This is a genomic window from Marivibrio halodurans, assembly GCF_017963645.1.
GTDB lineage: Bacteria > Pseudomonadota > Alphaproteobacteria > UBA8366 > Aestuariispiraceae > Marivibrio > Marivibrio halodurans.
The window spans coordinates 1-23,930 of sequence record NZ_JAGMWN010000004.1; the positions used below are offsets into that span (position 1 = coordinate 1).

General features: G+C 67.4%; 25 protein-coding genes and 3 tRNA genes. 20 read left to right on the forward strand and 8 right to left on the reverse strand.

What is annotated here, in order from left to right:
* The 3 genes from KAJ83_RS09165 to KAJ83_RS09175 form a co-directional block, all read right to left on the reverse strand.
* Positions 1-542, reverse strand: a 542-nt coding sequence (locus tag KAJ83_RS09165) for a GTP-binding protein (RefSeq protein WP_210681773.1), incomplete at its 3' end; no start/stop codon positions are given.
* Positions 543-702: 160 nt separating this feature from the next.
* Positions 703-776, reverse strand: a tRNA-Gly gene (locus tag KAJ83_RS09170).
* 178 nt (positions 777-954) lie between these two features.
* Positions 955-1,039 (reverse strand) — tRNA-Tyr (locus KAJ83_RS09175).
* Between the two features lie 366 nt (positions 1,040-1,405).
* Here KAJ83_RS09175 and rlmB point away from each other — a divergent pair.
* The 5 genes from rlmB (at position 1,406) to KAJ83_RS09195 (ending at position 3,268) form a co-directional block, all read left to right on the forward strand.
* Positions 1,406-2,173: a 23S rRNA (guanosine(2251)-2'-O)-methyltransferase RlmB gene (rlmB, locus tag KAJ83_RS09180; protein ID WP_246484421.1), complete on the forward strand. Its 768-nt coding sequence runs from the start codon at positions 1,406-1,408 to the stop codon at positions 2,171-2,173.
* A 109-nt stretch (positions 2,174-2,282) separates the two neighbouring features.
* Positions 2,283-2,573: a hypothetical protein gene (locus KAJ83_RS09185; protein WP_210681775.1), complete on the forward strand. Its 291-nt coding sequence runs from the start codon at positions 2,283-2,285 to the stop codon at positions 2,571-2,573.
* Positions 2,574-2,664: 91 nt separating this feature from the next.
* A tRNA-Thr gene (locus KAJ83_RS09190) sits at positions 2,665-2,740 on the forward strand.
* A 44-nt stretch (positions 2,741-2,784) separates the two neighbouring features.
* Positions 2,785-2,919, forward strand: coding sequence for a hypothetical protein (locus KAJ83_RS19525; protein ID WP_281413120.1), 135 nt, complete (start codon positions 2,785-2,787; stop codon positions 2,917-2,919).
* A gap of 175 nt (positions 2,920-3,094) precedes the next feature.
* Positions 3,095-3,268 (forward strand): YqaE/Pmp3 family membrane protein, encoded by a 174-nt coding sequence (locus tag KAJ83_RS09195; RefSeq protein WP_210681776.1) that lies wholly within the window; start codon positions 3,095-3,097, stop codon positions 3,266-3,268.
* A gap of 41 nt (positions 3,269-3,309) precedes the next feature.
* On the opposite strand, the gene KAJ83_RS09200 is transcribed toward KAJ83_RS09195, so the two are convergent.
* Both KAJ83_RS09200 and KAJ83_RS09205 read right to left on the reverse strand, forming a co-directional pair.
* A complete protein-coding gene (locus KAJ83_RS09200) occupies positions 3,310-4,143 on the reverse strand; it encodes a YdcF family protein (RefSeq protein WP_210681777.1) in 834 nt (277 codons plus the stop codon).
* 18 nt (positions 4,144-4,161) lie between these two features.
* The gene (locus KAJ83_RS09205) at positions 4,162-5,148 is read right to left on the reverse strand and encodes a tetratricopeptide repeat protein (protein WP_210681778.1); all 987 of its coding nucleotides are present in this window, start codon (positions 5,146-5,148) and stop codon (positions 4,162-4,164) included.
* 163 nt (positions 5,149-5,311) lie between these two features.
* Between KAJ83_RS09205 and fliN the strand changes: the two genes are divergently transcribed.
* Positions 5,312-5,626, forward strand: a complete 315-nt coding sequence (fliN, locus tag KAJ83_RS09210) for a flagellar motor switch protein FliN (RefSeq protein WP_210681779.1) — start codon at positions 5,312-5,314, stop codon at positions 5,624-5,626.
* A gap of 30 nt (positions 5,627-5,656) precedes the next feature.
* On the opposite strand, the gene KAJ83_RS09215 is transcribed toward fliN, so the two are convergent.
* Complete coding sequence (locus KAJ83_RS09215) at positions 5,657-5,884, reverse strand: sulfurtransferase TusA family protein (RefSeq protein ID WP_210681780.1); 228 nt, start codon at positions 5,882-5,884, stop codon at positions 5,657-5,659.
* A 264-nt stretch (positions 5,885-6,148) separates the two neighbouring features.
* Between KAJ83_RS09215 and KAJ83_RS09220 the strand changes: the two genes are divergently transcribed.
* The 5 genes from KAJ83_RS09220 (at position 6,149) to KAJ83_RS09240 (ending at position 11,173) form a co-directional block, all read left to right on the forward strand.
* Positions 6,149-7,078 (forward strand): sulfite exporter TauE/SafE family protein, encoded by a 930-nt coding sequence (locus KAJ83_RS09220; protein WP_210681781.1) that lies wholly within the window; start codon positions 6,149-6,151, stop codon positions 7,076-7,078.
* Complete coding sequence (locus tag KAJ83_RS09225; RefSeq protein WP_210681782.1) at positions 7,075-7,848, forward strand: TIGR02186 family protein; 774 nt, start codon at positions 7,075-7,077, stop codon at positions 7,846-7,848. Before KAJ83_RS09220 ends, KAJ83_RS09225 begins: the two co-directional genes overlap by 4 nt.
* A gap of 57 nt (positions 7,849-7,905) precedes the next feature.
* Positions 7,906-8,871, forward strand: a complete 966-nt coding sequence (locus tag KAJ83_RS09230; RefSeq protein WP_210681783.1) for a dimethyl sulfoxide reductase anchor subunit family protein — start codon at positions 7,906-7,908, stop codon at positions 8,869-8,871.
* A 128-nt stretch (positions 8,872-8,999) separates the two neighbouring features.
* Complete coding sequence (locus KAJ83_RS09235; protein WP_210681784.1) at positions 9,000-10,736, forward strand: sensor histidine kinase; 1,737 nt, start codon at positions 9,000-9,002, stop codon at positions 10,734-10,736.
* Positions 10,737-10,852: 116 nt separating this feature from the next.
* Positions 10,853-11,173 (forward strand): hypothetical protein, encoded by a 321-nt coding sequence (locus KAJ83_RS09240; RefSeq protein ID WP_210681785.1) that lies wholly within the window; start codon positions 10,853-10,855, stop codon positions 11,171-11,173.
* Positions 11,174-11,180: 7 nt separating this feature from the next.
* On the opposite strand, the gene KAJ83_RS09245 is transcribed toward KAJ83_RS09240, so the two are convergent.
* Positions 11,181-12,449 (reverse strand): glycerate kinase type-2 family protein, encoded by a 1,269-nt coding sequence (locus KAJ83_RS09245; protein ID WP_210681786.1) that lies wholly within the window; start codon positions 12,447-12,449, stop codon positions 11,181-11,183.
* A gap of 54 nt (positions 12,450-12,503) precedes the next feature.
* On the opposite strand from KAJ83_RS09245, the gene KAJ83_RS09250 reads away from it, so the two are divergent.
* Complete coding sequence (locus tag KAJ83_RS09250; RefSeq protein ID WP_210681787.1) at positions 12,504-12,932, forward strand: HIT domain-containing protein; 429 nt, start codon at positions 12,504-12,506, stop codon at positions 12,930-12,932.
* Here KAJ83_RS09250 and KAJ83_RS09255 read toward each other — a convergent pair.
* The gene (locus KAJ83_RS09255; RefSeq protein ID WP_210681788.1) at positions 12,907-13,185 is read right to left on the reverse strand and encodes a hypothetical protein; all 279 of its coding nucleotides are present in this window, start codon (positions 13,183-13,185) and stop codon (positions 12,907-12,909) included. The two genes, KAJ83_RS09250 and KAJ83_RS09255, sit on opposite strands and share 26 nt — an antisense overlap.
* A gap of 281 nt (positions 13,186-13,466) precedes the next feature.
* On the opposite strand from KAJ83_RS09255, the gene KAJ83_RS09260 reads away from it, so the two are divergent.
* The 8 genes from KAJ83_RS09260 to KAJ83_RS09295 all read left to right on the forward strand — a co-directional run bounded on the left by KAJ83_RS09260 (position 13,467) and on the right by KAJ83_RS09295 (position 23,874).
* Complete coding sequence (locus KAJ83_RS09260) at positions 13,467-13,973, forward strand: PAS domain-containing protein (protein ID WP_210681789.1); 507 nt, start codon at positions 13,467-13,469, stop codon at positions 13,971-13,973.
* 72 nt (positions 13,974-14,045) lie between these two features.
* On the forward strand, positions 14,046-16,553 hold the full coding sequence (locus tag KAJ83_RS09265; RefSeq protein WP_210681790.1) for a ligase-associated DNA damage response DEXH box helicase: 2,508 nt from the start codon (positions 14,046-14,048) through the stop codon (positions 16,551-16,553).
* Entirely contained in the window at positions 16,550-17,245 is a 696-nt protein-coding gene (pdeM, locus tag KAJ83_RS09270) for a ligase-associated DNA damage response endonuclease PdeM (RefSeq protein WP_343221976.1), read from the forward strand. Before KAJ83_RS09265 ends, pdeM begins: the two co-directional genes overlap by 4 nt.
* 282 nt (positions 17,246-17,527) lie before the next feature.
* Complete coding sequence (locus KAJ83_RS09275; RefSeq protein ID WP_210681791.1) at positions 17,528-19,000, forward strand: cryptochrome/photolyase family protein; 1,473 nt, start codon at positions 17,528-17,530, stop codon at positions 18,998-19,000.
* A complete protein-coding gene (locus KAJ83_RS09280) occupies positions 19,000-20,373 on the forward strand; it encodes an NAD(P)/FAD-dependent oxidoreductase (RefSeq protein WP_246484422.1) in 1,374 nt (457 codons plus the stop codon). Before KAJ83_RS09275 ends, KAJ83_RS09280 begins: the two co-directional genes overlap by 1 nt.
* A gap of 5 nt (positions 20,374-20,378) precedes the next feature.
* A complete protein-coding gene (locus KAJ83_RS09285; protein ID WP_343221987.1) occupies positions 20,379-21,182 on the forward strand; it encodes a DUF1365 domain-containing protein in 804 nt (267 codons plus the stop codon).
* A gap of 43 nt (positions 21,183-21,225) precedes the next feature.
* Positions 21,226-22,479: an SAM-dependent methyltransferase gene (locus KAJ83_RS09290; RefSeq protein ID WP_210681792.1), complete on the forward strand. Its 1,254-nt coding sequence runs from the start codon at positions 21,226-21,228 to the stop codon at positions 22,477-22,479.
* 6 nt (positions 22,480-22,485) lie between these two features.
* Positions 22,486-23,874 carry an MFS transporter gene (locus tag KAJ83_RS09295; RefSeq protein ID WP_210681793.1) on the forward strand — a complete coding sequence of 463 codons (1,389 nt, stop codon included), beginning with the start codon at positions 22,486-22,488 and terminating at the stop codon, positions 23,872-23,874.
* The last annotated feature ends 56 nt before the right edge of the window (positions 23,875-23,930 follow it).

Consider the following 23,930-nt stretch of genomic DNA (forward strand, 5'->3'; position numbering starts at 1 on the left):
CCCTCCAGCGCCTTCAGCGCCGAGCCCTTCACGATCGGAATGTCGTCGCCCGGGAAATCATAGGACGACAGAAGCTCACGAACCTCGAGCTCCACCAGCTCAAGAAGCTCCTCGTCGTCGACCATGTCGCACTTGTTCAGAAAAACGCAGATCGCCGGAACCCCAACCTGGCGCGCCAGAAGAATGTGCTCCCGCGTCTGCGGCATCGGACCGTCGGCCGCGGAGACAACCAGGATCGCCCCGTCCATCTGCGCCGCGCCCGTGATCATGTTCTTCACATAGTCCGCGTGACCAGGGCAATCCACGTGCGCGTAGTGACGGTTCTCCGTCTCGTACTCAACATGCGCCGTGTTGATCGTGATCCCCCGCGCCTTCTCCTCCGGCGCCTTGTCGATCGCCGCGTAGTCAAGGAACGTCGCGCCGCCAGTCTCCGCCAAAACCTTCGTGATCGCCGCCGTCAGCGTCGTCTTGCCGTGGTCAACGTGACCAATCGTACCGATGTTGCAGTGCGGCTTCGTCCGCTCGAACTTTGCCTTCGCCATCTTCCTAGCCGTTCCCTTGCTGCTGAGCGACCGGCACCGAGCCGGAGCGCGCGTTCTTCCAAGCCGATCGCAGGCACTGCCTGCCCTCTCAACCCGGCGCCACCATCCCCGGACGGAATGCGGCGGCCCCGGCAACGACCCGACCGATCGCGTGGGTGTCTGGAGCGGGTGATGGGAATCGAACCCACGTAACCAGCTTGGAAGGCTGGGGCTTTACCATTAAGCTACACCCGCATGTAATCCTTCGCCGTCACCCACATCGACCGCCCCGCCGGCAATCCGCGCGGATAAGGTCTTATGTGGATACGGGTCGCCCCGCGTCCACCCCCGCCGACCGGATATCCCGGTATCGACGAAGGGGCTCGCGCGGGTCTCGACCCGTAAATCGCCCCGGCGCGCGATGGGGCCGGCATGGTGGAGGGGGTTGGATTCGAACCAACGTAGGCTAAGCCAACGGATTTACAGTCCGCCCCCTTTAACCACTCGGGCACCCCTCCATGGAGCCGCACCCGGCACCGTTCGCCACGGCGGGATGGGGTTTAGGCGGCCACTCCATCCTTGTCAACGATGAATCCGGGCGGCAAGAGCATGCCGCGTGTTTCCTTGAACCTTGTACGGAAATCCGCATGAATCCATCGCCTTGGCCCCGTTCGCCCGTCCCTGGCGCTCATCTCGACACCGCCTGATGGACTGCGGCAATTGCGTCGGCGTCCCGCAAGGTCTATTGACCCCGGATCATGAGCAAACAGCCCAAGCATCGCCGCCCCAAGACCCGCAACGCGCCGGCTGGCGCCGGGGACCGCCATGCGCCGACCGGAGCCGGCCCGTCGCCTTCGGCCTCGTCCGCGGCGGCGCGGGATGCCATGGGCGCCCCGATCCGGCCGGAACGCGGCGCCTATTTCCTTTACGGCTTCCATGCCGTTCAGGCGGCGCTGCGCAACGACACGCGCCGGATCGGCCGGTTCTGGGCGACGCGTCAGGCGACGGACCGGCTGGCCGACCTGCTGGCGGCGCGCGATATATCACCACGCGCGGCGGATCGGGCGACCCTGGACCAGCTTCTCGGCGAGGGGACGGTGCATCAAGGCGTGATCCTGGAAGTCTGGCCGCTCGACGAGCCGAGCCTGGAGCGGATCATCGCCGCCTGCGGTCCGGTCGCACGGCTGGTTCTGCTCGACCAGATCACGGACCCGCACAATGTCGGAGCGATCCTGCGTACCGCGGCCGTGTTCGGCGCGGAAGCTGTCTGTCTTCAGGCCCGCAACGCCCCGCCGGAGACCGCATCGCTGGCCAAGACCGCCTCCGGCGCGCTGGAGCGGGTTCCCCTCGTGCGGATCGGCAATCTTTCCCAGGCGATCGGAACTCTGCAGGAGGCCGGTTTCTGGGTCGTCGGTCTCGACGGCACGGCCCGCGACACGGTGCGCGACCTGCCCGGCGAGGGGCGCCTCGCGCTCATCCTCGGCGCCGAGGGAGAGGGGTTGCGCCGGCTGACGCGAGAGCGGTGCGACATGCTGGTGCGCATTCCAATGGCACCCGACGCGGCGAAGGCGGCGATCGATTCGCTCAACGTCTCCAACGCCGCCGCCATCGCCCTCTATGCCGCCCTGCCGGCGGGATCGCCCCTCGATTGAACCGCCCTTAGACGCAAGTAGACGCAAGCGGATTGAATTCCGGGGCATGGACCCCACCTCCCCTCCAGAACGCCGCAACCGGTCCTCGAAGAAACGAGAGGAGGGACTAATGGCGCTCTGGAGCATTGAGCCTGTCGCGCATGGCGACGACACCCGCTGGCTCGACCACACCCCATTCAAGCGCCTCGTCGTGCGCGCCGACAGTCCGGCCGAGGCCCGAGAGGTCGCCGCCGCGCGCGAGGAACTTCCCGAAACCAGGACGGCGGTCGGGAACGAGACGCCGGCGGACGCCGCGAGGCTGCGCGACGAGAAGCTATACCGCGTCGTGCCGATTTCAGCGATGGAGTCCCCGGCGAACGACCCGGACGGCGCGCCCGCCGTGCTGGAAAGCACGCATTGAGCGATACTCCGGCCCCAGCGCCGAGCGGTGCGCGGGGGACTGGCGAACGGGCGGAGGCGATGCTAGAACCCCGCCGACGGACGTCGTCCGGGCCGGATTAGCTCAGCTGGTAGAGCAGCGGTTTTGTAAACCGAAGGTCGCGGGTTCGATCCCTGCATCCGGCACCATCATCCCGTGGCCCCTTTCGCCCCAAGAAGAGGGAGCCCGAACGATGATCATCGAAAAGAATGCCGAGAATGCCCGCCAGGGCGAGCCGCGTGGGCGGGGGCATCTGCGGTGGATGCTGGCGATTTCCCTCGCGCTCGTTATCGCGGGTCTCGTGATCGTCGGCATCGCTGTCGGATAGCCACGGCTGAAGCCGATATCGACCGATCTTCGATCGTAACAGCCGTCGATCGCGCTGGCCCACCGGCGAGGCGGCGGCTATGCTGCGCCGAATGAACGGTCACGCACGGCGCCCGTTCGGTGGGATAGGGCGCCGCGCCGAAAGGCCGGGACGGCCCGAGGGGAGCTATCATATCATGAATCTCATCCGGATCATTCTCGCGATCTTTCTGCCGCCGGTGGCGGCCTTCCTGACCGTCGGCCTGGGCTTGCAGTTCTGGCTCAACCTGCTGCTGACGATCTTCTTCTTCGTGCCGGGGATGATCCACGCCCTGTGGCTCGTCGTGCAAAACGCCAAGACGGCGCCGTGAGAAGGGGGGAAGCCCCTCCTCTAACGGATCGTGCCTGGCCCTCATAGGTCGCGGGGGGCGATCCGGCCGCGCGCGAGATAATAGACAAGCCCCAGTATTTCACGCAGGACCGGCCGCCAATCGGCGAGCCCCTCGACGCTGGGGATCAGATCGCCCGGCCCAAGATCGACGGGGGCCTCCGCCGGGATGACGGCGACGGGCACCAGCCCGGCCGCGCGCAGGCAGGCGGCGGCCCGGCGCAGATGGACGCGGTCGGTCGCCACGATCACCCGGCGCCACCCCCGCCGCGCGGCCAGCGCGGCGAGCTCCCGGGCATTCTCGTACGTATTGCGCGAACGGCGCTCCAGCAGAACCGTGTCCTCCAACCGCATGGCCCGGGCGATCACCTCCGATTCCGGTGGCGCCTCCGCCGGAACACGCCCACCGCTGAGCATGACGGGAAGGCTGCGCGCGCGCGCCACGGCCATCGCCCGCCCGACGCGGCGCAGCGTGACGGGCTTCGGAAACCAGCCCGCCGCCTCTCCCGTTCCGACGGTTTCGTCGGCGCCATAACGGACGATCCCGCCGGAGAAGATCGCGATGAAGGGGCCGTCCGATACGCCCTGCCCTATCCCGGCCGGAATGGCGCCGCTCTCGCCCAGAACCGGAAGGTCGGAAGGTGCCAGAACCCGTTCCGCCAGTTTCGGCCCCGCCGGCATCGCGCCCAGTGTCAGGGCCGCCGCGCCCAGGCCGAGGACGGCGACGAGGCTCATGCCGCGCCTCCGCCGGGCACGCCACCAAAGCAATAACGCCGCGCCGAGAACGATCCAGAGCGGCACCGAATGCGTCGCGGTGAGCAGGATGCGCCGGAAAAGGTCATAGGTCGTACCGTCCAAGATGCCGGCCCCGATCCGTCATTGCCCCAGCCGGCGGGCGAGTTCGAGTTGCGCAGCCACCTCCGCCTCGCGCATGCGGATCAGCTGCCGCAATTCCGTGGCGGCACTGGCATAGCCCTGAACCGCGGCGATATAGGGATCGGTATATTCCGCGCGCTCCCGGAACTGGCGGCTGGCGCTGTCGTAATCGCGCGGCATGCCGGAGGGGAGCCCCCCCAAGGCCTCGTCCAACAAGCCCGCGGCAGCGCGCAGATCAAGCTCTCCACCGACGCCGACGGTGAGCGCGTCGGCCAGATTATACTGCGCCGCCGGAAGTCCCGCCCAGGCGGCGGAGCGCAGCCATTCCATGGCCTCCAGCTTGTCCGCCCGCGCGGTCGAGCGCATCAGGATCACGGCCAGCAGGTTCTGCGCCATCGGGTCGCCGAGCTCCGCCTCCCGGCGGAGCGCCGGACGCAGCGCCGTGTCGTCCCCACGATCGGGGCTGTTATAGGCACGGCGCAGATCCAGCACGTCGCGCAGATCCGCGACCGGCAGGGAGCCGTCCGCGCTGTCGTCGCCATCGCGGTCCATCGGCGCCGGCGACAGATCAGCCAGCCGCGCATCCGCCTCCCGCCGCGCGGCCGGGTCGATCCGTTCGGCGAGGAAATCCCGCTGCTCCGCCGCGCCGTGAACGCCCATAGCCGCCGCGCGCGCGAACCAGAAATAGGCGGCCGCCTCGTCCTTCGCGACGCCATAACCGTTGCCAAGCATCCAACCGTAATCCAGCGCCGCCCGGCCATGCCCGTTCCGGGCCGCCTTCGCGAACCATTCAACGGCGGTGAAATCGTCCCGTTCGACGCCCTCGCCACGCTCGTAAAGACGGCCGAGGTCATATTGCGCCGCCGCGTCTCCCGCCCGCGCCGCGGCGACGAGATCATCGGGCGGCGCCGCCAAGGCCCCGGCGGGCATCGCCGCCAGAAGGAGATAGAGCACGGGCACGAGCCGCCGAATGCCGGCGCGCGGCATGGGCGCGCCACGCGCCGGCGCCCGCGGTCGGCACCGGTCCACCATGCCCCAGCCTTGCATCCACCAGTCTTGCATCGACGTAACCGCGAATCTCGGCCTATTATGGAAGCTTAAAGGTAATAGGGATTCCGGGCGCCGCAACCAGTCGGAAGAAGCACGAGCGATGAGCGACGACAGCGAGAGCCAAAGCCCCGTCGAACAAGCCGCCGCCGCGGCGGTCAAGCGCAATGGACGGAACAGCGCGGTCCAGAACATCAAGGTGGATCTGACGGCGGTTCTGGGGACCGCCGATATGAAGGTCTCGAACCTGCTGAAGATCGGGCGCGGCGCGGTCATCGAACTAGACCGGCGGGTCGGCGACACGGTCGAGGTTCGCTGCAATGGCCTGCCCGTCGGCCGCGGCGAGGTCGTGGTGGTCGAGGACCACCTCGCCGTTTCGATCACGGAGATGTACAAGAGTTCGAATCAGGCGGACTGAACGGCCCGCGCCGTCGTCCATGCGCGGCACTCACAGCTTGCGCAGCCTGATGCGATAGACCCCGCCCTCCTCCGCGCTCTCGAGCAGGTCGCAGCCTTGCGATTCGCAAAAAGCCTCGAAATCCTTCGGCGCGCCGGGATCGGTCGCCGTCACGTCGAGCGTGTCGCCCGGGGCCAAGTCCTTCAAAAGCTTGCGCGCCTTGAGTACGGGCAGAGGGCATTTCAGGCCGGTCGCGTCGAGCCGATGATCGCGCGCCATCGCGTCCCTCCTTCTCCCTCGCCTTGTCCATCTGCGCCGCCCCTGTCCCGATCGCGGCGCGCCAATTGCGCGCGATCTGCCGGTCCAGGACACCGGGTCGCATTGACGTATGGCGCAAAAAGGGGCTTCCTTGCAATCCTCAAGGGGTGGTCACGGCACCGGTCAGCGCGGGCCGGCGGCGCGACCGCGGGGAGGGGCCCAACCGGCCGGGTTTCGCGCCCGGCCGGCTGCCACGGATGACGAGTCTCGGGGGCGGCCGCGCCGATGCATATCTATCTGCCGATCGCCGAGATGTCGGTGAACATCTTCGCCATCCTGGGGATCGGCGCGGGCATCGGGGTGTTGTCGGGAATATTCGGCGTCGGCGGCGGCTTCCTGATGACGCCGGTTCTGATCTTCGTCGGCATTCCCTCGCCCGTCGCGGTCGCGACCGGGGCCAATCAGATCGTGGCTTCATCGGTCTCCGGCGTCATGGCGCATTGGCGGCGCGGCAATGTCGATGTGAAGATGGGGCTGATGCTGCTGGTCGGGGGCTTCTTCGGCTCCACCGGCGGTGTCTTCGTCTTCAAGTGGCTGCAGACGCTGGGACAGATCGATCTCGTCATCCGGCTCTCCTACGTCATCTTCCTCGGCATCATCGGCGCCCTGATGATGGTGGAAAGCCTGCGCGCCCTGCTGCGCGCGCGTCGCCCGGGAGCCGGAGGGCGCGGCAAGCTGCACGAGCATAACTGGCTGCACGGCCTGCCCTTCAAGATGCGGTTCCGGCGTTCGAAGCTCTATATCAGCGCGCTGCTGCCCATCGGCGTCGGCGCCTTCGTGGGCGTGCTCTCCGCGATCATGGGCGTGGGTGGCGGCTTCGTCATGGTCCCGGCCATGATCTATCTGCTGGGCATGCCGACCAATGTCGTGATCGGCACGTCGCTGTTTCAGATTCTGTTCGTGACCGCGAACGCGACTTTCCTGCAGGCGACGCTGAACCAGACGGTCGACGTCGTGCTGGCCATGCTGCTGCTGGTCGGCGGCGTCATCGGCGCGCAGGTCGGCACCAAGCTCGGCGCCAAGCTGCGGGGCGAGCAACTGCGCGGCCTGCTGGCCGCCATGGTGCTGGCGGTCTGCGGCAAGCTGCTGTTCGACCTCGTGCTGACGCCGGACGATGTCTACAGTCTCGGCCTCACTTTGGGGAACGGCCAATGACCGGCACCCCCCGCATAGGCCGGGCCCTGCCCGTCGTCGCGGTGTTGCTGGCGATTCTGCTGACGGCGGGATCGCGCGCGGCCGTCGCGGCGGAACGGCTGGTCGCCGATCTGGACGATCATCTGGTGGCGATCACCACCGGTTTCACCGGCACGGAGTTGCTGTTGTTCGGCTCGATCCAGGGCGAGGGCGAGGTCGTCGTCGTCGTCCATGGACCGAAGGAGGAATTGGTCGTCCGGCGCAAGGACCGGGTGGCCGGCATATGGGTCAATCGGGAGGAACGGGCGTTCCGCGGCGTGCCGGCCTTCTACCACGTCGCGACATCGGCCGATCCGGGGACGTTGGACCTGCCGCGCACGGCGCTCGACCGCCACCGGATCGGCGTCGACCACCTGAACCTGCGCCTCCAGCCCGGCGAACCGGCCGAGGATCGCGACGCCTTCGCCGAGGCGATCGTGCGCAACAAGATTCGTGTCGGCCACTACGGCGCCGGCACCGGCCGCGTCCAATGGCGCGGCGGACGGCTGTTCCGGACGACGGTCCTGATTCCGGCCAACGTGCCGGTCGGGACCTATACGATCGAGACCCTGCTGGTCGCCGACGGCGAGGTGGTGAGCGCGCAGACGACCCCCCTCTTCGTCAACAAGGAAGGCTTCGGCGCCCAGGTCTTCCGCACGGCGCACAATTACTCGATGCTCTATGGGATCGGGGCCATCCTGATCGCCGGTCTGGCCGGCCTGGCCGCGAGTTGGGCCTTCCGGAAATACTAAGGACCGCGCGCGATCGCGCGAACGAGACAGTCGAAGCGATAACGAAAGCGAAAGTCGATGCATCCCGCCAAGTCCGTCATTCTCTTCACCCTGAGTTCCGGCGCCGGCTACGGCCTCGTGATCGTCGCGGCCCTAGCCGATTGGCTGGGCCTGATGGCCGACAGGCCCGTGGTTACCGCCGTCACGCTTGGCCTCGCGCTCGCGTTGATCGGGCTGGGGCTTGCCTCCTCGACTTTCCATCTCGGCCATCCGGAGCGTGCATGGCGCGCCCTCACCCAATGGCGCAGTTCCTGGCTCAGCCGGGAAGGCGTGGCGGCGCTATGGAGCTTCCTGCCCATCCTCGCCTGGGGCGCGGTCCGCATCCTGGTGCCGGAGGCGCCTCCTGGTTTGGAGCATGCGCTCGCCACTCTCGCGGCGGCGAGCGCGCTGGTGACGCTTTATTGCACGGGCATGATCTACGCCTCGCTCGACGCCGTTCCGATGTGGGCGACGCGCTGGACGCCCGCGGCCTATCTTCTGCTGGGTCCGGCGGCGGGCGCCGTGCTCTTCAACGCGATCGCGCACGCGTTCGGTTTCCATGCGGAACTTATCGGCTCCATCGCGTCCATCGCGTTGCTCCTGGCGTTGGCGGTGAAACTTGGCTACTGGCGGCGGGCGGAGCGGATGAAACCCGCCGCGACAACGGAAAGCGCCACGGGCCTTACCCACACGCCCACGGGCGAGCCGGCGCGGGTGAGCCTTCTGGAGTCGCCGCACAGCGAGCCGAACTATCTGATGCGCGAGATGGGCTTCCAGATCGCGCGCAAGCATGCCGGACGGCTGCGGCGGATCGCCATCGTCTGGTCCTTCATCTTTCCGATGCTGGCGATCTGGCTCGGCGCCTATGCCACGGGCTTCCCGCTGAGTGCCTTGCTCGCGGTTTCGATCGTCACGGCGGCGGTCGGCCTGACGGCGGAACGCTATCTTTTCTTCGCCGAAGCCCGGCATCTCCAAAGCCTATACTACGGCCAGAACTCAGCGTAGATTGAACCTTTCTCCGCATCGCTCTAAGTTTCAGACAGGACCACTTACGATAGGGAACCGCGCCACTGCAGGTCGAGGCGCGGCCCCCGCCCGTGTTCTCACTGAACATCCGCCACCTGAAACGAGTGATGAGACCGTTCCGCCGCCCCCGCCCCGCCGGCTCTACGGCGCGTTTCGTCTTCGCATCCGACGAGGGCCGACGCTCCGTCCGACGCGAGTCCCTGCTGCGACTCGTCTTCCTCGGGCTGCTCTGCGTCAGCTTCGTCCTTCTGGGCGATCGCTTCGCCTATCAGGGCACCCTGACGGAGACGCGTAGCGAAGCGCAAAATGCGATGGACAAGGTTCGTTCCAGGATGGAGCGGGTGGTTAACGGCGATGTTCAACGGGTGCGCGGCCTGATCGCCTTCGTCCGCGCGAACCCCGACATCGATCAACAAACCTTCAGCCAAATCGCCGAATATATCATGGCCGACGGATCGGGAACCTTCCGGAATATCGCCTTGGCCCGGTCGCTCGTCATCTCGCACACCTATCCGCTGGAGGAGAACCGTTCCACATTGGGCGCCCGTTATCGCGACCTCGCCGCGCAATGGCCGGCGGTGGCGCGGACGATCGAGGAGAACGTGATCAGCATCGCCGGCCCCCTTACCTTGCTTCAAGGGGGGACGGCCCTCATCGCGCGCTTCCCGATCTTTCTCGATACCACGCCGCATCCGCAGGACCTCTGGGGGATCGGGTCGTTGGTAATCGATTTCGAACGGTTCCTTGTCGCCAGCAATATCGACACCCTATCCACGCAGTACGCGATCCGGCTCACCGGGCGGAACGGTGCCGGTGCCTCGGGCGAGGTCTTTTATGAAACGGGAGGCCCCCTAGAAGACCCGGTGCACGGCGAGGTGGTCCTGCCCGACGGCCGTTGGGCGATCGAAGTGGCGCCCTTGAAGGGATGGCCGACCACCTCCCGCTATCTGGGCCTGATCGTCGCCGGCGCGGTCGTCCTCTTCCTGATCGGCCTCGTCATGATCACGATCAATGTCAGGTTCGAGAGCAAGCTTCTGGCGAATGCGGAGAGCCTGGAACGGCTCCGCGCCGAAGCGGTCCGCGCCCGGCGCCAGGCGGAGGAGGCAAACCGCGCGAAGACCATGTTCCTCGCCAATATGAGCCATGAACTCCGGACGCCGCTGAACGCGATCATCGGCTTCACCGAGGTGATGTCCAACGGCATCTTCGGTCCCTTGGAGAATCAGAAATATCGCGGTTATCTCGGCGATATCCTGCATTCCTCGCAACATCTGCTGGCGTTGCTCGACGATATCCTGGATGTCGCGCGAATAGAGGTCGGAGACGTGAATCTCGACGAATCCGATGTCGAGCCGCGCGAGATCGTCGGTTCCACGCTGCGGCTGGTCCGGGGACGGGCGCGCGAACGTAACCATCGGCTGACGACCGACGTGCCGGATGCATTGCCCCGGCTGCGGGTCGACCCCAGGCTGATCCGCCAGGTCCTGGTCAATCTGTTGGGCAACGCCATCCGCTACACGCCGGAGGGGGGTCGGATCGCCCTTTCAGCCGCCTTGCAATCCGACGGTTCCTTCACCTTCACGATCGCGGATAACGGGCCGGGGATTCCGGAAAGCAAGCGCGCCCAGGTCATGGAACCCTTCGTTCAACTTAAGGAATCGCAGGCCGTGGCGGGCGAGGGCGCCGGTCTCGGTCTGCCCATCGCGCAGCGGCTCGTGGAGGCCCATGGCGGCATGCTGCAAATCCGGCCGCCGGGCGAGATCGGTACGGAGGTGAGCATGGTCCTTCCCGCGTCGCGGGTTCTCGACCCCGGCACCGCGCCCCCGGCGGAAGCCGGCGGATAATCCCGGCCGAAGCCCCCTCTTGCGCCCGGACCACGCCCCGGGGATAATTCCAACGCGCGTGGCGACCCCGGACTCGGCCGGGACCGCGCTATGAGGGAACGGGAGGCCTTCAATTCATGCAGTCCATGTCCGATACGGTGCTCGGCGCCATCCTTTTCGTCGGCACCCTCGTCATCGCCTTCGTTCTCGACATGCTGTTCGGTCCGCTGGCCGTGCTGCTGATCGCGGCCGCGATCATCGCCGCCGGCCTCGGCATGAAGCGCGATTGGGTCACTTATATCGGCGGGCTCGTGATCAGCGCGGGGCTGACCTACGACGTCGTGCTCGACACGGTGCAGTCGGGGTCGGTCTTCGCCGGTCTGTTCGCCATCGCGATGCTGGGCGCGGTCGCGGTCTGCGCCATCATCTCGGCGCAAAAGCTGCAATCGGGGCTTTAACCCCGTCTCACCGGATCAGAATGGCCCGAAAGTCATTGACGTTCGTCAATGTCGGACCCGGCTTGATCTGACGATCCAACGCCTCGAAGAAACCGTGGGCATCGTTCGACGCGAGAGCGGCTTCCGCATCGATGCCGGCATCCTTCGCGCGGGCCAGCGTATCGGGGCCGACAAGCGCGCCGGCCACCTCCTCCGCCCCGTCGACCCCATCCGTGTCGCAGGCGATCGCATGGATGTCCGCGGCGCCGTCGAGCGCGACCGCCAGCGCCAGCGCGAATTCGGCATTCGGGCCACCGCGTCCCTCGCCCCGGATCGTGACCGTCGTCTCCCCGCCCGAGAGAAGTACCGCCGGCGGCGCGGCGGGCAGGCCGTGGCGCTTTACCGATTGCGCGATACCCGCCATGACACGCGCGACCTCGCGGCTTTCCCCCTCCAGGGCGTCGCCAAGGATAATGGGCGTAACACCGGCCGCGCGCGCCACCTCGCCCGCGGCCCGGAGCGAAAGAAGTGGCGCCGCGGCCAGCACGGTTTCCACCTTCTCGAACAATGGATCGTCGGGTTTCGGCGTCTCTTCCGCCCCCGCCTCCAGATGGTCGCGCACGGCCTTGGGCAGGTCGATGCCATATCCCCGCACGATCTTCAGCGCATCGGCGAAACTGGTCGCGTCCGGCACGGTGGGGCCGGATGCGATGATGGAGGGATCGTCGCCCGGCACGTCGGAGATCAGGATCGAATGCACGGCCGCGGGGGCCGCCGCCGCGGCGAGCCGCCCGCCCTTGATCGCCGAGAGATGCTTGCGCACGCAATTCATCTCCCCGATCCGCGCGCCGCAGCGCAGGAGCGCGCGATTGACCGCCTGCTTGTCGTCGAGCGTGAGCCCCGGCGCGGGCAGAGAGAGCAGCGCCGATCCCCCGCCGGAAATGGCGCAGAGCAGCAGGTCGTCCGGCCCCAACTCCTCCGCCAACGCCAGAATCCGCCGCGCCGCCGCCTCGCCCACCGCATCGGGCACGGGGTGGGAGGCCTCGACGATCTCCACCCGCTCGCACGGAACCGCATGGCCGTAGCGGGTAACCACCAGCCCATCCAACGGCCCGTCCCAAGCGCGTTCGATCGCTTGCGCCATCAAGGCCGATGCTTTTCCGGCGCCGACCAGGACGGTGCGCCCCGCCGGCTTTTCCGGCAGGCACGGCGGCACGCAGGCGAGCGGGTCCGCCGCCTTCAAGGCCGCGTCGAAAAGATCGAGAAGAAGCGTGTCGGGATCGGCTTGCGAAGTCATGGGAAGCAATTAGCGTGATGCGATGGGGAACCGCAAGCTCGGGAAACAAAAAACATGACCGGTCCGACGTCCGACGACTTCATGCTTCACCCAAGGCTCGCCGAGGATACGGCCATGGTGAAGGACCTGACACTGTGCCGTCTGCTGCTTATGCGGGACGCGCGCTTTCCCTGGATGATCCTGGTTCCCCGACGCGCGGATATCAGAGAAATCCACGATCTGACGCAAGCTGACCAGCGCCAGCTCCTTGCCGAGGTCACGACCCTGTCCAAGGCGATGGAACGGGAATGGCACGCGGATAAGATGAATGTCGCCGCGCTCGGCAACATGGTGCCGCAACTCCATATCCATGTGATCGCCCGATTCGACGGTGACGCAGCCTGGCCGGGGCCGGTCTGGGGCGCGGGCACCGCCACGCCCTATGAGGAGGCGCGGTTGACCGAGACGCTCACGCGCCTCAATGCCGCTCTTCATAAAGCGTGAACTCACCGGCGCGCACACGTTCCGGCAAGGACTCGATGATGGCCGCGACATCTTCCTCCCCCCGATCCTCGATCAGGTCGGTGAGCGCCAGATAAAGACAGACCTCGGAGAGCAGATCGCTCGGTATGCCCTGCGCGCAGCCCTCGTCCCACGCATCGAGAAAGAGCCCCATGGCCTTGCGCTTATGCTCGGCCACGAAGTCCTCGCTCTCCAGCGCGGGGCCGGCGAGCTCTTGCATCGGTCTGTCCGCCATCGGGACCTCCCTCGCCCGGAATCCGCCGCCCGCCAGGGTATCGGCACGCGAATCGCGCCGGAGTCAGGCAGATTCCCATAACTACGAAGCGAACTCTCAACCGATTCGGGGAAACTGTCCACAATCATCCAACCAATTGGAAACAGACGGATTCCCAAGGACGGGACGTGAATTGTCGGACTCTTCGGATAACACCTTCCCGGATCAAGCGCTTAAGACAATGGGAAATCAATGCGCTCCCGACGACGGCGCACGGATGAAGAATCGGAGTTTCCAGGAAGATGACGCAAACCCGACGGCGGTTCGGTACCGAGATGGAACCCGTCCTGGATGCGCCGGGAGCCAGGCTACTCGCCTTCTGGCATGCGCACGGCACGCCCGGAAGACCTCCGAAGCGCACCGACTTCGACCCGACAGCCCACCCCCGGGCCTTGTCCGGAATCCAGATCGTGGAGCGCGAGGAGGGGCCGGCGCGTTATCGATATCGCCTCGTCGGCACCGGCGAGGTCCAGGCGCGCGGCCTCGATCCGACCGGAAAGCCCGTGTCGGAGGGCTATTTCGCCTCATCCCTGGATATCGTGATGGAAAATTACGACCGCGTGATCGCCGAGGCGCGCCCCATGGCCGTCGAGGATGCGTTTCGCGACCCACGGGGCCTGCCGATCCAGGATATCTCGCTTCTGCTGCCACTGATCGGCGAGGACGGCTCCCCGACCTTCATCCTGGTTTATAGCTATCAACGCGATCTGCCTCGGGATCACCCGATGTGGATGGCACCGAACCGATAAAGCGCGGCGATCCGTCCCGATCCCCTTCACCCATGGCCTTGGTCGGGTCGACGGCTATAGTCTGTAGCCACCATGGATGAGTCCCACCTCCCCCGCCCCATACCCCCGAACGACCTGCCGGAGCCTTTCGCCGGCTGGTTCGCCGCGCGGGGCTGGGTGCCGCATCCGCACCAGCAAGCCATGCGCGCGGCGGCGAACGCGGGAGAGCACGCCTTGCTGATCGCGCCGACGGGCGGCGGCAAGACGTTGGCCGGGTTCCTGCCGAGTCTTATCGATCTGGCAGGCCTGCCCGACCCCGATGCGGCCGGTCTGCATACCCTCTATGTCTCCCCCCTGAAGGCGTTGGCCGTCGATATCGCGCGCAACCTGACGACCCCGATCGCGGAGATGGACCTGCCCATCCGGGTGGAGACGCGCACCGGCGACACCCCCCAGAACCGCCGCCAACGCCAACGCGAGAACCCGCCACATATCCTGCTGACAACGCCGGAGAGCCTCGCCCTGCTGATCAGCTATCCGGAGGCGGTCGATTTCTTCGCGACCCTTCGCACGATCGTGATCGACGAGGCCCACGCCCTCGCCGGCACCAAGCGGGGCGACCAACTGGCGCTCTGCCTGGCGCGGCTGTCGATTCTAGCGCCCGACGCGCGCCGGGTCGGTCTTTCCGCCACGGTGGCCCAACCGGACGCGCTCGCCGCCTGGGTCTCCCCCACGGCCGGGCCCGGCGATGTCCGCCGGATCGAGGGAGGCGGCGCGGTGGAACCCCAAATCGCCATCCTCGACACCGAGGAGCGTCTTCCCTGGTCCGGCCATTACGGCCTGCACGCCGCGCCGGAAATCTATCGCGAAATCAGGAAGGCCGGGACGACCCTCGTCTTCGTCAATACGCGCGCGCAGGCGGAACTGCTGTTCCAGGAACTGTGGCGTGGGAACGAGGACAATCTGGCGATCGCGCTCCATCACGGCAGCCTCGCCCGCGAGCAGCGCCGCAAGGTGGAGGAAGCGATGGCGCGCGGCGCGCTTCGCGCGGTGGTCGCGACCTCCTCGCTCGACCTCGGAATCGATTGGGCGGCGGTCGATCTGGTGATCCAGGTCGGCCCGCCCAAGGGCGTCAGCCGCCTGACCCAACGCATCGGGCGCGCGGGTCACCGTCTCGACGCGCCGAGCCGCGCCCTCCTCGTCCCCTGCAACCGGTTCGAGGTGCTGGAATGCCGCTGCGCGATAGAGGGGCTGATGGCCCGCACGCTCGACGGCGAGGCGCCGGGGCCGGGCGGCCTCGACGTGTTGGCGCAGCATATCATGGGGCTGGCCTGCGCCGCGCCCTTCACGGCGGACGCGCTGTTCGCCGAGATTCGTGCCTCCGCCCCCTATGCAAACCTGGACCGCGCGACATTCGACGACGTGCTGCGCTATGTCGAGGACGGCGGATACGCGCTCAGAACCTATGAGCGCTGGCGGCGGTTGTTCCACAAGGCCGACGGCACCTACGAGGTCGCCTCCCCCCAGGTCGCGCGCCGCCACCGGATGAATATCGGCACCATCGTGGAGAGTCCGACCCTCAAGGTCCGCCTGCGAAAGGGTCCCGTGCTGGGCGAGATCGAGGAATATTTCGCGACCCTTCTGGAGCCCGGAGACAGCTTCGTCTTCGGCGGCGAGATGCTGCGGTTCGAGGGCATGCGCGAAACCTGGGTGGAGGTGAGCCGCGCGCCCGGCAAGGAGCCGAAGGTGCCCTCCTATCTCGGCGGGCGCATGCCCTTCACGACGCATCTGTCGGACCGCGTGCGCGCCGCGCTGGAGGACCCGGCCAGTTGGCGCGACCTGCCGGAGCAGGTGGCGGAATGGCTGCGTCTGCAGCAATGGCGCTCCGTCCTGCCGCCGCGCGACGGGCTTCTGGTGGAATGCTTCCCGCGCGGCGACAAGGAATATCTCGTCGCCTACAGCTTCGCCGGACGCAACGCGCACCAGACACTCGGCATGCTGCTGACCAAGCGGATGGAACGCATGGGGGTGGGGCCACTCGGCTTCGTCGCCAGCGATTACGTGATCGCGGTCTGGTCGCTGCACCCGGTGGAGGATGTCACCGGGCTGTTCGACGAGGACATGCTGGGCGACGATCTGGAAGCCTGGATGGAGGAAAGCTCCCTCATGCGCCGAACCTTCCGCAATGTCGCGATCGTCGCCGGGCTGATCGAGCGCAAGATGCCGGGGACGGAAAAGACCGGCCGGCAAGTCACCTTCTCCGCCGATCTGATCTATGACGTGCTGCGCCGGCACGAGCCGGACCATATCCTCTTGCGGGCGACGCGCGCGGACGCGGCCGGCGGGATGATCGATGTCGGCCGGCTGGCGGATTTCCTGAAACGCGCCGCGACCGGGGGAATCATCCATCGACGCCTCGACCGGGTATCGCCGCTGGCCGTGCCGATCCTGCTGGAGGTGGGCAAGGAACAGGTGGCGAGCGATGCCGCGATCGAGGATCTGCTGGACGAGGCCGCCGCCGATCTGGAGGGGGATCTGGTGCGCGAGGCGATGGGCGGCCCCGACGGCGGCGGTATCCTGCATGGGGAATTACCGTTGTGAGCACCATATCCCTGGCCCCGACGCTGCATCTGAACGGTACCGCGCTGATCGCGGAACCCTCCGGCGCGCTGTACTGGCCCGCGCGGGAGACGCTGGTCGTCGCCGACCTTCATCTGGAGAAGGGGTCGAGCTTCGCCCGGCGCGGCCAGTTGCTGCCCCCCTATGACAGCCGCACGACGCTTTCCCTGATCGCCGACGCGATCCGACGGCGCCGCCCGGCGCGCGTCATCTGCCTCGGCGACAGTTTCCATGACGGGGAGGCGGCCGCCCGCCTCGCCCCGGACGACGCGGACGCGATCCGACGACTGACCGGAAGCAGTGATTGGATATGGATCGCGGGCAATCACGACCCCGTCCCGCCGGAAACCCTGGGCGGGCGGGTAGTAACCGACGCCCTGGTCGACGGCGCGCTGATCTTCCGGCACGAGGCGCTGGCCCGTGCCGCGCCGGGGGAGGTTTCCGGTCATTACCACCCCAAGGCCGCGATCACCCAGCGCGGGCGGCGGCTTTCCGCCCGGTGCTTCGTGGAAGACGGCCGGCGGCTGATCCTGCCGGCCTTCGGCGCCTATACGGGCGGGCTCAATGTCCTCGACCCCGCGATCGCGGCTCTCTATCCGAACGGCTTCCGGGTTCACCTGCTGGGGCCGCGCAAGGTGCACGGCTTCCCGCGCGCCCGGTTGCTGCGGGCATGACACCGCCGGCATGAAACCGGGCCGGAACCCGAAGGTCCCGGCCCGGACACGCCGTTGGTAGAGGTGGGGGGAAGGATCTACCATTGGCTGATCGGGGCGCTCCCGATCTATCCTTGGTACGGGACCACCGATATTTCGGATCACGCCGAACAGCGATCCAGGTGATACGCCCGAGTAATCCAACGTTCCCCTTCCGCGCGTAAAGAGTGGGCAGAACGCCGATACGTCCGAACATGCGGGCGTGAGACAATCGAGACCCCGACCCTCAAGCCCGGAAAGCACATGACGCAAAACGCGGACGCCCCGACGACCATCGTCTGGTTCCGAAATGACCTCAGGCTCAGCGACAACCCCGCCCTCGACGCGGCCCTGAAGGGCGGGCACGCGGTCCTGCCCGTCTTCATCCTGGAGGAGGAAGCGCCGGGGGACATGGCGCTCGGCGGGGCCAGCCGCTGGTGGCTGCATCACAGCTTGGTCGCGCTGGCGAAGGATTTGGAGGCGGCGGGCGCCCCCCTTCACCTGAGACGCGGACGGGCGGAGGATATCCTACCCGATCTGGCCCAGCGTGCCGGGGCCGCACGGGTCACCTGGAACCGCCGGTACGAGCCCTGGGCCATCGACACCGACGCGCGGATCAAGGCCGCCTTGAAGCAGGACGACATCGCGGCCGAGAGCTTCAACGGCGCGCTGCTGTACGAACCCTGGGAGGTCAAGACGAAGCAGGGCGGCTGGTACGGCGTCTTCACCCCCTTCTGGAAGGCGGAATGCGCCCTGGGCGATCCGGCACCGCCCCTGCCCACGCCGCGACGGATCGCGGGCGCGGCGACGGACGCCCTGCCCGCCGGTGACGACCTCGCGGATTGGGGGTTATCGCCGACCGGGCCCGACTGGGCCGGTGGTCTGCGCAATGCCTGGACACCCGGCGAGGCCGGGGCGCGCGACCGGTTGGACCGCTTCCTGTCGGACGGCGTCGCGGCCTATCCCGACACCCGCGACCGCCCGGACCGGGAGGGAACATCCCGCCTGTCCCCGCATCTTCATTTCGGAGAGATATCGCCACGCCAGATCTGGCATTGGTCGCTGGACCGGCTGCGCGCGGAAGACGGTCCGGCAATGGAGCGCGGTGTCTGGGCCTTCCTGCGGGAGGTCGGCTGGCGCGATTTCAATCACAATCTGCTGTACCACAATCCCGGCATGCCGCACCGGAACTACCAGACGAAGTTCGACGCCTTTCCCTGGCGCGACGACGATGCGGGCCTGCGGGCATGGCAGCGCGGCCGAACGGGCTATCCGCTGGTCGATGCCGGCATGCGGGAACTTTGGGAGACCGGCTATATGCATAACCGCGTGCGGATGCTGGTCGCCTCCTTCCTGGTGAAGGATTTGCTTATCCCCTGGCAACGGGGCGAAGCCTGGTTCCGCGATACGCTGGTCGATGCCGACCTCGCCAACAATGTGGCCAACTGGCAATGGACGGCGGGCTGCGGGGCGGATGCCGCCCCCTATTTCCGCATCTTCAACCCCGTGACGCAGGGCGAGAAGTTCGATCCCGATGGCGACTATGTCCGGCGCTGGATCCCGGAACTGGCGAAACTGCCGGCGAAGTCGATCCACGCCCCCTGGACGGCGGACGCGAAGACCCTGGCGGCCGCGGGCGTGACCCTCGGCCGGACCTATCCGCGGCCGATCGTCGATCACAAAACCGCCCGGCAACAGGCGCTCGACGCCTATGAGGATGTGAAGGGAGCCGCCTGATGTCGGATCGCCAACGGATGAAACGGATCGCGGTCGTCGGCGGTGGCATAGCGGGGCTTTCCGCCGCATGGTTGCTGAACCGGCGCCACGACGTCGCCCTGTTCGAGCGTAACGGCTATATCGGCGGGCATTCCAATACCCTCGACGCGCCGGACGGGCGCGGCGGGACTATTCCGGTCGATACGGGCTTCATCGTCTATAACGAGCGCACCTATCCAAATCTGATCGGCCTGTTCGATCATCTGGGGGTGGCGCGCATCGAGACCGACATGTCCTTCGCCGTCACCTTGGACGGCGGGCGGCTGGAATATGGCGGCGGTACGCTGGCGAGCCTGTTCGCGCAGAAGCGCAATCTGTTCCGCCCGAGCTTCCATCGCATGGTGCGCGACATCCTGCGCTTCTATCGCGAGGCGCCGAGCGCGCTGGCGGGCGGCGCCTGCGCGGCCCTGAGCCTGGGGGAATTCCTGGAGCGCGCCGGCTATGGCCGCGCCTTCATCGACGACCATCTGCTGCCCATGGCGGCGGCCATATGGTCCTGCCCGGTTGAAACGATGAAAGCCTTCCCGGCGGAAAGCTTCGTGCGTTTCTTCGACAATCACGGCCTGCTTCAGGTCAAGGACCGGCCGCGATGGTGGACGGTGAAGGGCGGCAGCCGGGAATATGTGAAACGGATGACCGCCGATCTGCCGCGCGTGGAGGCGAACGCGGCGATCGCCGCCGTCACCCGCGACACGGACGGGGTCGTGCTTCATTTCGCCGACGGCCGGCATGAGCGTTTCGACGAGGCGGTCCTGGCCTGTCACGGGGACGAGGCGCGCGCCCTCCTCGGCGATGCGAGCGCGCGGGAACGGTCGATCCTGGGCGGCTTCCGCTATCAACGGAACCGCGCGGTCCTGCATGACGATCCCGGGCAGATGCCGCGCCGCCGCGCGGTGTGGTCGAGTTGGAACTATCTGGCCGGACGGGACAGCCACGCCACACGCCAGGTCGCCGTGACCTATTGGATGAACCAGCTTCAATCCCTCGACGCGCGGGATCTGTTCGTCACCCTCAACCCGTTCGAGGCGATCGATCCGGCCCGGGTAGTCGCCGATCTGTCCTACGACCATCCGGTTTTCGACGGGGACGCGATCGCGGCGCAACGGGCGCTGCCGGAAATTCAGGGGACCGACCGCCTCTGGTTCTGCGGGGCGCATTGCGGCTATGGCTTCCATGAGGACGGGATCGGCTCCGCCGTCGCGGTGGCGCGGCGCCTCGGCGTCGATACGCCCTGGCCGCCGGGCGCGGTTCACGCCATGCGCGCGGTGCTGGGCGAGCCGCCCTCTTCCACCCCGACACCGCCGAACCCGGATCGACTGGAGGCGGCGGCTTGACGGACGTGGCGGTACATAGCGGAACCACGCAAGGGGCGACGGAACCCGTGGGCGGCAGCGCGCTCTATTTCGGACGCGTGGTGCATAAACGCCTGCGCCCGATGACGCACCGGTTGGATTATCGGGTATTCTCCCTCTTCCTCGATATCGACGATTTGGCGGCGCTCGACGCGCGCTCGCGCCTCTTCGGCTACAACCGCCTGCGCCCTGTCTCCTTCATGGATCGCGATCACGGGCCGCGCGACGGCGGTCCCTTGCGCCCCTGGGTCGAGGCCAAACTGGCCGAACGCGGCATCGACATCGCGGGCGGGCCGATCCGCCTGCTCTGCTTCCCCCGGCTGTGGGGCTATGTCTTCAACCCGCTCAGCATCTATTTCTGTTACCGTCCGACCGGCGGCCTGCGCGCGATCCTCTATGAGGTCGCGAATACCTTCGGGGAATGGCACGGCTATCTGCTGGAGGTCCCGGCGGGGGCGGCGGAGATATCGCAGACGACGGAGAAGGTCTTCCACGTCTCCCCCTTCAACCGAATGGGCGGGCATTACCGCTTCCGGCTGAAGCCGCCGGGCACGCGACTCAACCTGCTGATCCGGCAGAGCGACCCGGAGGGGCGCCCGCTGCTCGTCGCCTCCCATGTCGGGGCGCGGCGGCCGCTCGACGACAGGGCGCTCGCGGCCGCGATCCTGCGCCACCCATTGATGACGCTGAAGGTCACCGCCGCGATCCATTGGGAGGCGCTGAAGCTCTGGCTCAAGGGCGCGCGCTACGTGCCCAAGCCCGCGCCGCCGGAGCGGGAGATCACCGGATGACCGAACCCACCCCGTTTCAATCGCTGCAATGGAAAAGTCAGGCATGAGCATCGACACCCACGCAACGACCTATGCCCCCAGCCCCCGGGCAGAACCGACGATCGAGGAAGGCACCGCCAAGCGCCTGTCGCTCGGCAGCCGAATGGCCTTCGCGCTGGCCCGGCGCATCCGGATCGGCAGCTTCGACGTTCGCGTGCCCGAGGGCGCGCGGCGGCGCTATACCGGCCCGCGCGGCGGCCCGGTCGGCACCATCCACATCCACGATCCCCGCATGGCGCGACGGATGATCCTGGGCGGCAATGTCGGGCTCGGCGAGAGCTATATGGACGGGGATTACGACAGCGACGATTTGGCGAGCTTCCTGACCGTCGGCGCGCTCAACAGCGATGCGCTGGACGAAGTGCTGCGCGGTTCGGCCCTTTATCGGGGACTGCACAAGTTGCTGCACGGCCGCAACCGGAACAGCAAGACGGGAAGCCGCCGGAACATCGCCCGCCATTACGATCTGGGCAACGCCTTCTATCGCGAATGGCTCGACCCCACGATGACCTATTCCTCGGCCGCCTTCGGGCACGAAACCGAGACACTGGAGACGGCGCAGGCCCGGAAATACGACCTGCTGCTCGACCGGCTGGATGCCCGCCCCGGTGATAAGGTGCTGGAGATCGGCTGCGGCTGGGGCGGTTTCGCGGAACATGCGGCGCGCACGCGCGGCTGCAAGGTGACCGGGATCACGATCAGCCGCGCCCAGCACGATTTCGCCCGCGCACGTATCCAGCGCCAGGGCCTGAACGAGCAGGTCGAGATTCGCCTGCAGGATTATCGCGACACGCGCGAACGCTTCGACCGCATCGCCTCCATCGAGATGTTCGAGGCGGTGGGGGAGACCTATTGGCCGGTCTTCTTCGAGACCCTGCGCGACCGGCTGGTCGAGGGTGGGCGCGCCGCGATGCAGGTGATCACCATCGCCGACCGGCACTTCGACTATTATCGAGGCCGGCCTGATTTCATCCAACGCTATATCTTCCCCGGCGGCATGTTGCCGAGCCCGCGCGCCTTCACGCGGGAGAGTGAGCGCGCCGGCCTGACGGTGGAGCGGATGGAGGGTTTCGGCCCCTGCTATGCACGCACGCTGGCCGAATGGAACCGACGCTTCCAGGGAGCGTGGCACCGGTTGGAGCCACTCGGCTATGACGCGCGGTTCAAGCGGATGTGGGAATATTACCTCGCCTATTGCGAGGCCGGGTTCCGGGCCGGAACGATCGACGTGCAGCGCATCCAACTGGCCAAGCGCTAACCCCGGATGAGCGAGTCAACGCGCGCTTCCTCAGCGTCCACCCGGCTCTCGCCCTTCGGGCTTCTCGCCTATGGGCTGATCGGGTTGCCGCTCGCGGCGGCGACGCTGCCGGTCTATGTGCTGGTGCCGGGCTACTATGCGGTGGAACTGGGCCTGGGGTTGTCGGCCGTCGGGGCGGTTCTCTTCGCCATGCGGCTGTGGGACGTGGTCAGCGATCCGCTGATCGGCGCGCTTTCCGACCGCACGCGCGGGCGCTTCGGCCGCCGCCGCCCCTGGATCGCGGCCGGCGCGCCGGTGACCGCGCTGGGCGCGTGGATGCTGTTCGCCCCGGGCGATGGGGCGGGTCTCGGCCATCTCGCGGGCGCGGCCTTCCTGCTCTATCTCGGCTGGACCATGGTCATGTTGCCCTATGGCGCCTGGGGGGCGGAACTCAGCGGCGATTATGACGAGCGCAGCCGGATCGCCGCGGCGCGGGAAGGCTTCGTCGTCGCCGGCACGCTGGTCGCGGCCGCCGCCGCCGGCTGGGCGGGGGCGGATCGAAGGGCGGACGGGTTGATGGCCGTCGGCCTTCTCGTCGTTGTTCTGTTGCCGGTGACGGCGGCCCTGCTTCTCGCCCGGGTGCCGGACCCGCCGCCCGCGCGGCCAACCCGCATTCCCTGGCGCGACGGGTTGAAGGTGATGGGCCGCAACCGGCCCTTCCGGCGGCTGATCGCGGCATGGCTGTTGAACGGGGTGGCGAACGGCCTGCCGGCGACGCTGTTCCTGCTTTATGTCGATCATCATCTGGCCGCGCCGGACAAATCCGGATGGCTGCTGCTTACGTATTTCGGGGTAGCGATCGCCGGTCTGCCCTTGTGGCTCGGGCTATCGCGGCGCTTCGGGAAGCACCGCGTGTGGTGCGGGGCGATGATCTGGACCTGCCTCTGGTTCTCCGCAGCGCCGTTCCTGGGGCCTGGGGATGTCTGGCTCTTCGCGGTGGTCTGCGTGGCGACGGGCGTGGCGTTGGGGGCCGATCTGGCCCTGCCGCCGTCGATGCAGGCGGACGCGGTCGATGTCGATACCGTCGAGACCGGGGGGACCGCGCGGACCGGGCTTTATTTCGCCCTATGGGGCATGGCGACGAAATTGTCGCTGGCCTTGGCGGTGGGCCTCGCCTTTCCGGGGCTGGAGATGCTGGGCTTCGACGCCATGGCCGCGCGAGGTGGCACGGGGAACGTCGCCCGGACCGACGGGACGATGGCGCTCGCCTGGATGTACGGCTTCGCGCCGATCGTCTTCAAGCTGGGCGCGATCGCCCTGGTTTGGAGACATCCGCTCGACGCGGCGCGGCAATCCGATCTGCGCCGTCGAATCGCGGGGAATGTCGTGGAACGGGAGACGGGTGGCGCCCATTAGGTCGCGGGACCCGCGTTAGGAACGATGATGGGAAAACTGGCCGCGCTTTTGGCCGC

What these genes read in the sequence shown, in the direction of transcription:
- KAJ83_RS09215 (WP_210681780.1), bottom strand. Translation starts at nt 5,884, where the DNA reads ATGGCGCGCGATCATCGGCTCGACGCGACCGGCCTGAAATGCCCTCTG.
- KAJ83_RS09220 (WP_210681781.1), top strand. Translation starts at nt 6,149, where the DNA reads ATGCATATCTATCTGCCGATCGCCGAGATGTCGGTGAACATCTTCGCC.
- KAJ83_RS09275 (WP_210681791.1), top strand. Translation starts at nt 17,528, where the DNA reads ATGACGCAAAACGCGGACGCCCCGACGACCATCGTCTGGTTCCGAAAT.
- KAJ83_RS09225 (WP_210681782.1), top strand. Translation starts at nt 7,075, where the DNA reads ATGACCGGCACCCCCCGCATAGGCCGGGCCCTGCCCGTCGTCGCGGTG.
- KAJ83_RS09195 (WP_210681776.1), top strand. Translation starts at nt 3,095, where the DNA reads ATGAATCTCATCCGGATCATTCTCGCGATCTTTCTGCCGCCGGTGGCG.
- KAJ83_RS09235 (WP_210681784.1), top strand. Translation starts at nt 9,000, where the DNA reads ATGAGACCGTTCCGCCGCCCCCGCCCCGCCGGCTCTACGGCGCGTTTC.
- KAJ83_RS09280 (WP_246484422.1), top strand. Translation starts at nt 19,000, where the DNA reads ATGTCGGATCGCCAACGGATGAAACGGATCGCGGTCGTCGGCGGTGGC.
- KAJ83_RS19525 (WP_281413120.1), top strand. Translation starts at nt 2,785, where the DNA reads ATGATCATCGAAAAGAATGCCGAGAATGCCCGCCAGGGCGAGCCGCGT.
- KAJ83_RS09205 (WP_210681778.1), bottom strand. Translation starts at nt 5,148, where the DNA reads ATGCCGCGCGCCGGCATTCGGCGGCTCGTGCCCGTGCTCTATCTCCTT.
- KAJ83_RS09260 (WP_210681789.1), top strand. Translation starts at nt 13,467, where the DNA reads ATGACGCAAACCCGACGGCGGTTCGGTACCGAGATGGAACCCGTCCTG.
- KAJ83_RS09240 (WP_210681785.1), top strand. Translation starts at nt 10,853, where the DNA reads ATGCAGTCCATGTCCGATACGGTGCTCGGCGCCATCCTTTTCGTCGGC.
- KAJ83_RS09265 (WP_210681790.1), top strand. Translation starts at nt 14,046, where the DNA reads ATGGATGAGTCCCACCTCCCCCGCCCCATACCCCCGAACGACCTGCCG.
- fliN (WP_210681779.1), top strand. Translation starts at nt 5,312, where the DNA reads ATGAGCGACGACAGCGAGAGCCAAAGCCCCGTCGAACAAGCCGCCGCC.
- rlmB (WP_246484421.1), top strand. Translation starts at nt 1,406, where the DNA reads ATGGGCGCCCCGATCCGGCCGGAACGCGGCGCCTATTTCCTTTACGGC.
- KAJ83_RS09245 (WP_210681786.1), bottom strand. Translation starts at nt 12,449, where the DNA reads ATGACTTCGCAAGCCGATCCCGACACGCTTCTTCTCGATCTTTTCGAC.
- KAJ83_RS09295 (WP_210681793.1), top strand. Translation starts at nt 22,486, where the DNA reads ATGAGCGAGTCAACGCGCGCTTCCTCAGCGTCCACCCGGCTCTCGCCC.
- KAJ83_RS09255 (WP_210681788.1), bottom strand. Translation starts at nt 13,185, where the DNA reads ATGGCGGACAGACCGATGCAAGAGCTCGCCGGCCCCGCGCTGGAGAGC.
- KAJ83_RS09290 (WP_210681792.1), top strand. Translation starts at nt 21,226, where the DNA reads ATGAGCATCGACACCCACGCAACGACCTATGCCCCCAGCCCCCGGGCA.
- KAJ83_RS09230 (WP_210681783.1), top strand. Translation starts at nt 7,906, where the DNA reads ATGCATCCCGCCAAGTCCGTCATTCTCTTCACCCTGAGTTCCGGCGCC.
- KAJ83_RS09250 (WP_210681787.1), top strand. Translation starts at nt 12,504, where the DNA reads ATGACCGGTCCGACGTCCGACGACTTCATGCTTCACCCAAGGCTCGCC.
- KAJ83_RS09185 (WP_210681775.1), top strand. Translation starts at nt 2,283, where the DNA reads ATGGCGCTCTGGAGCATTGAGCCTGTCGCGCATGGCGACGACACCCGC.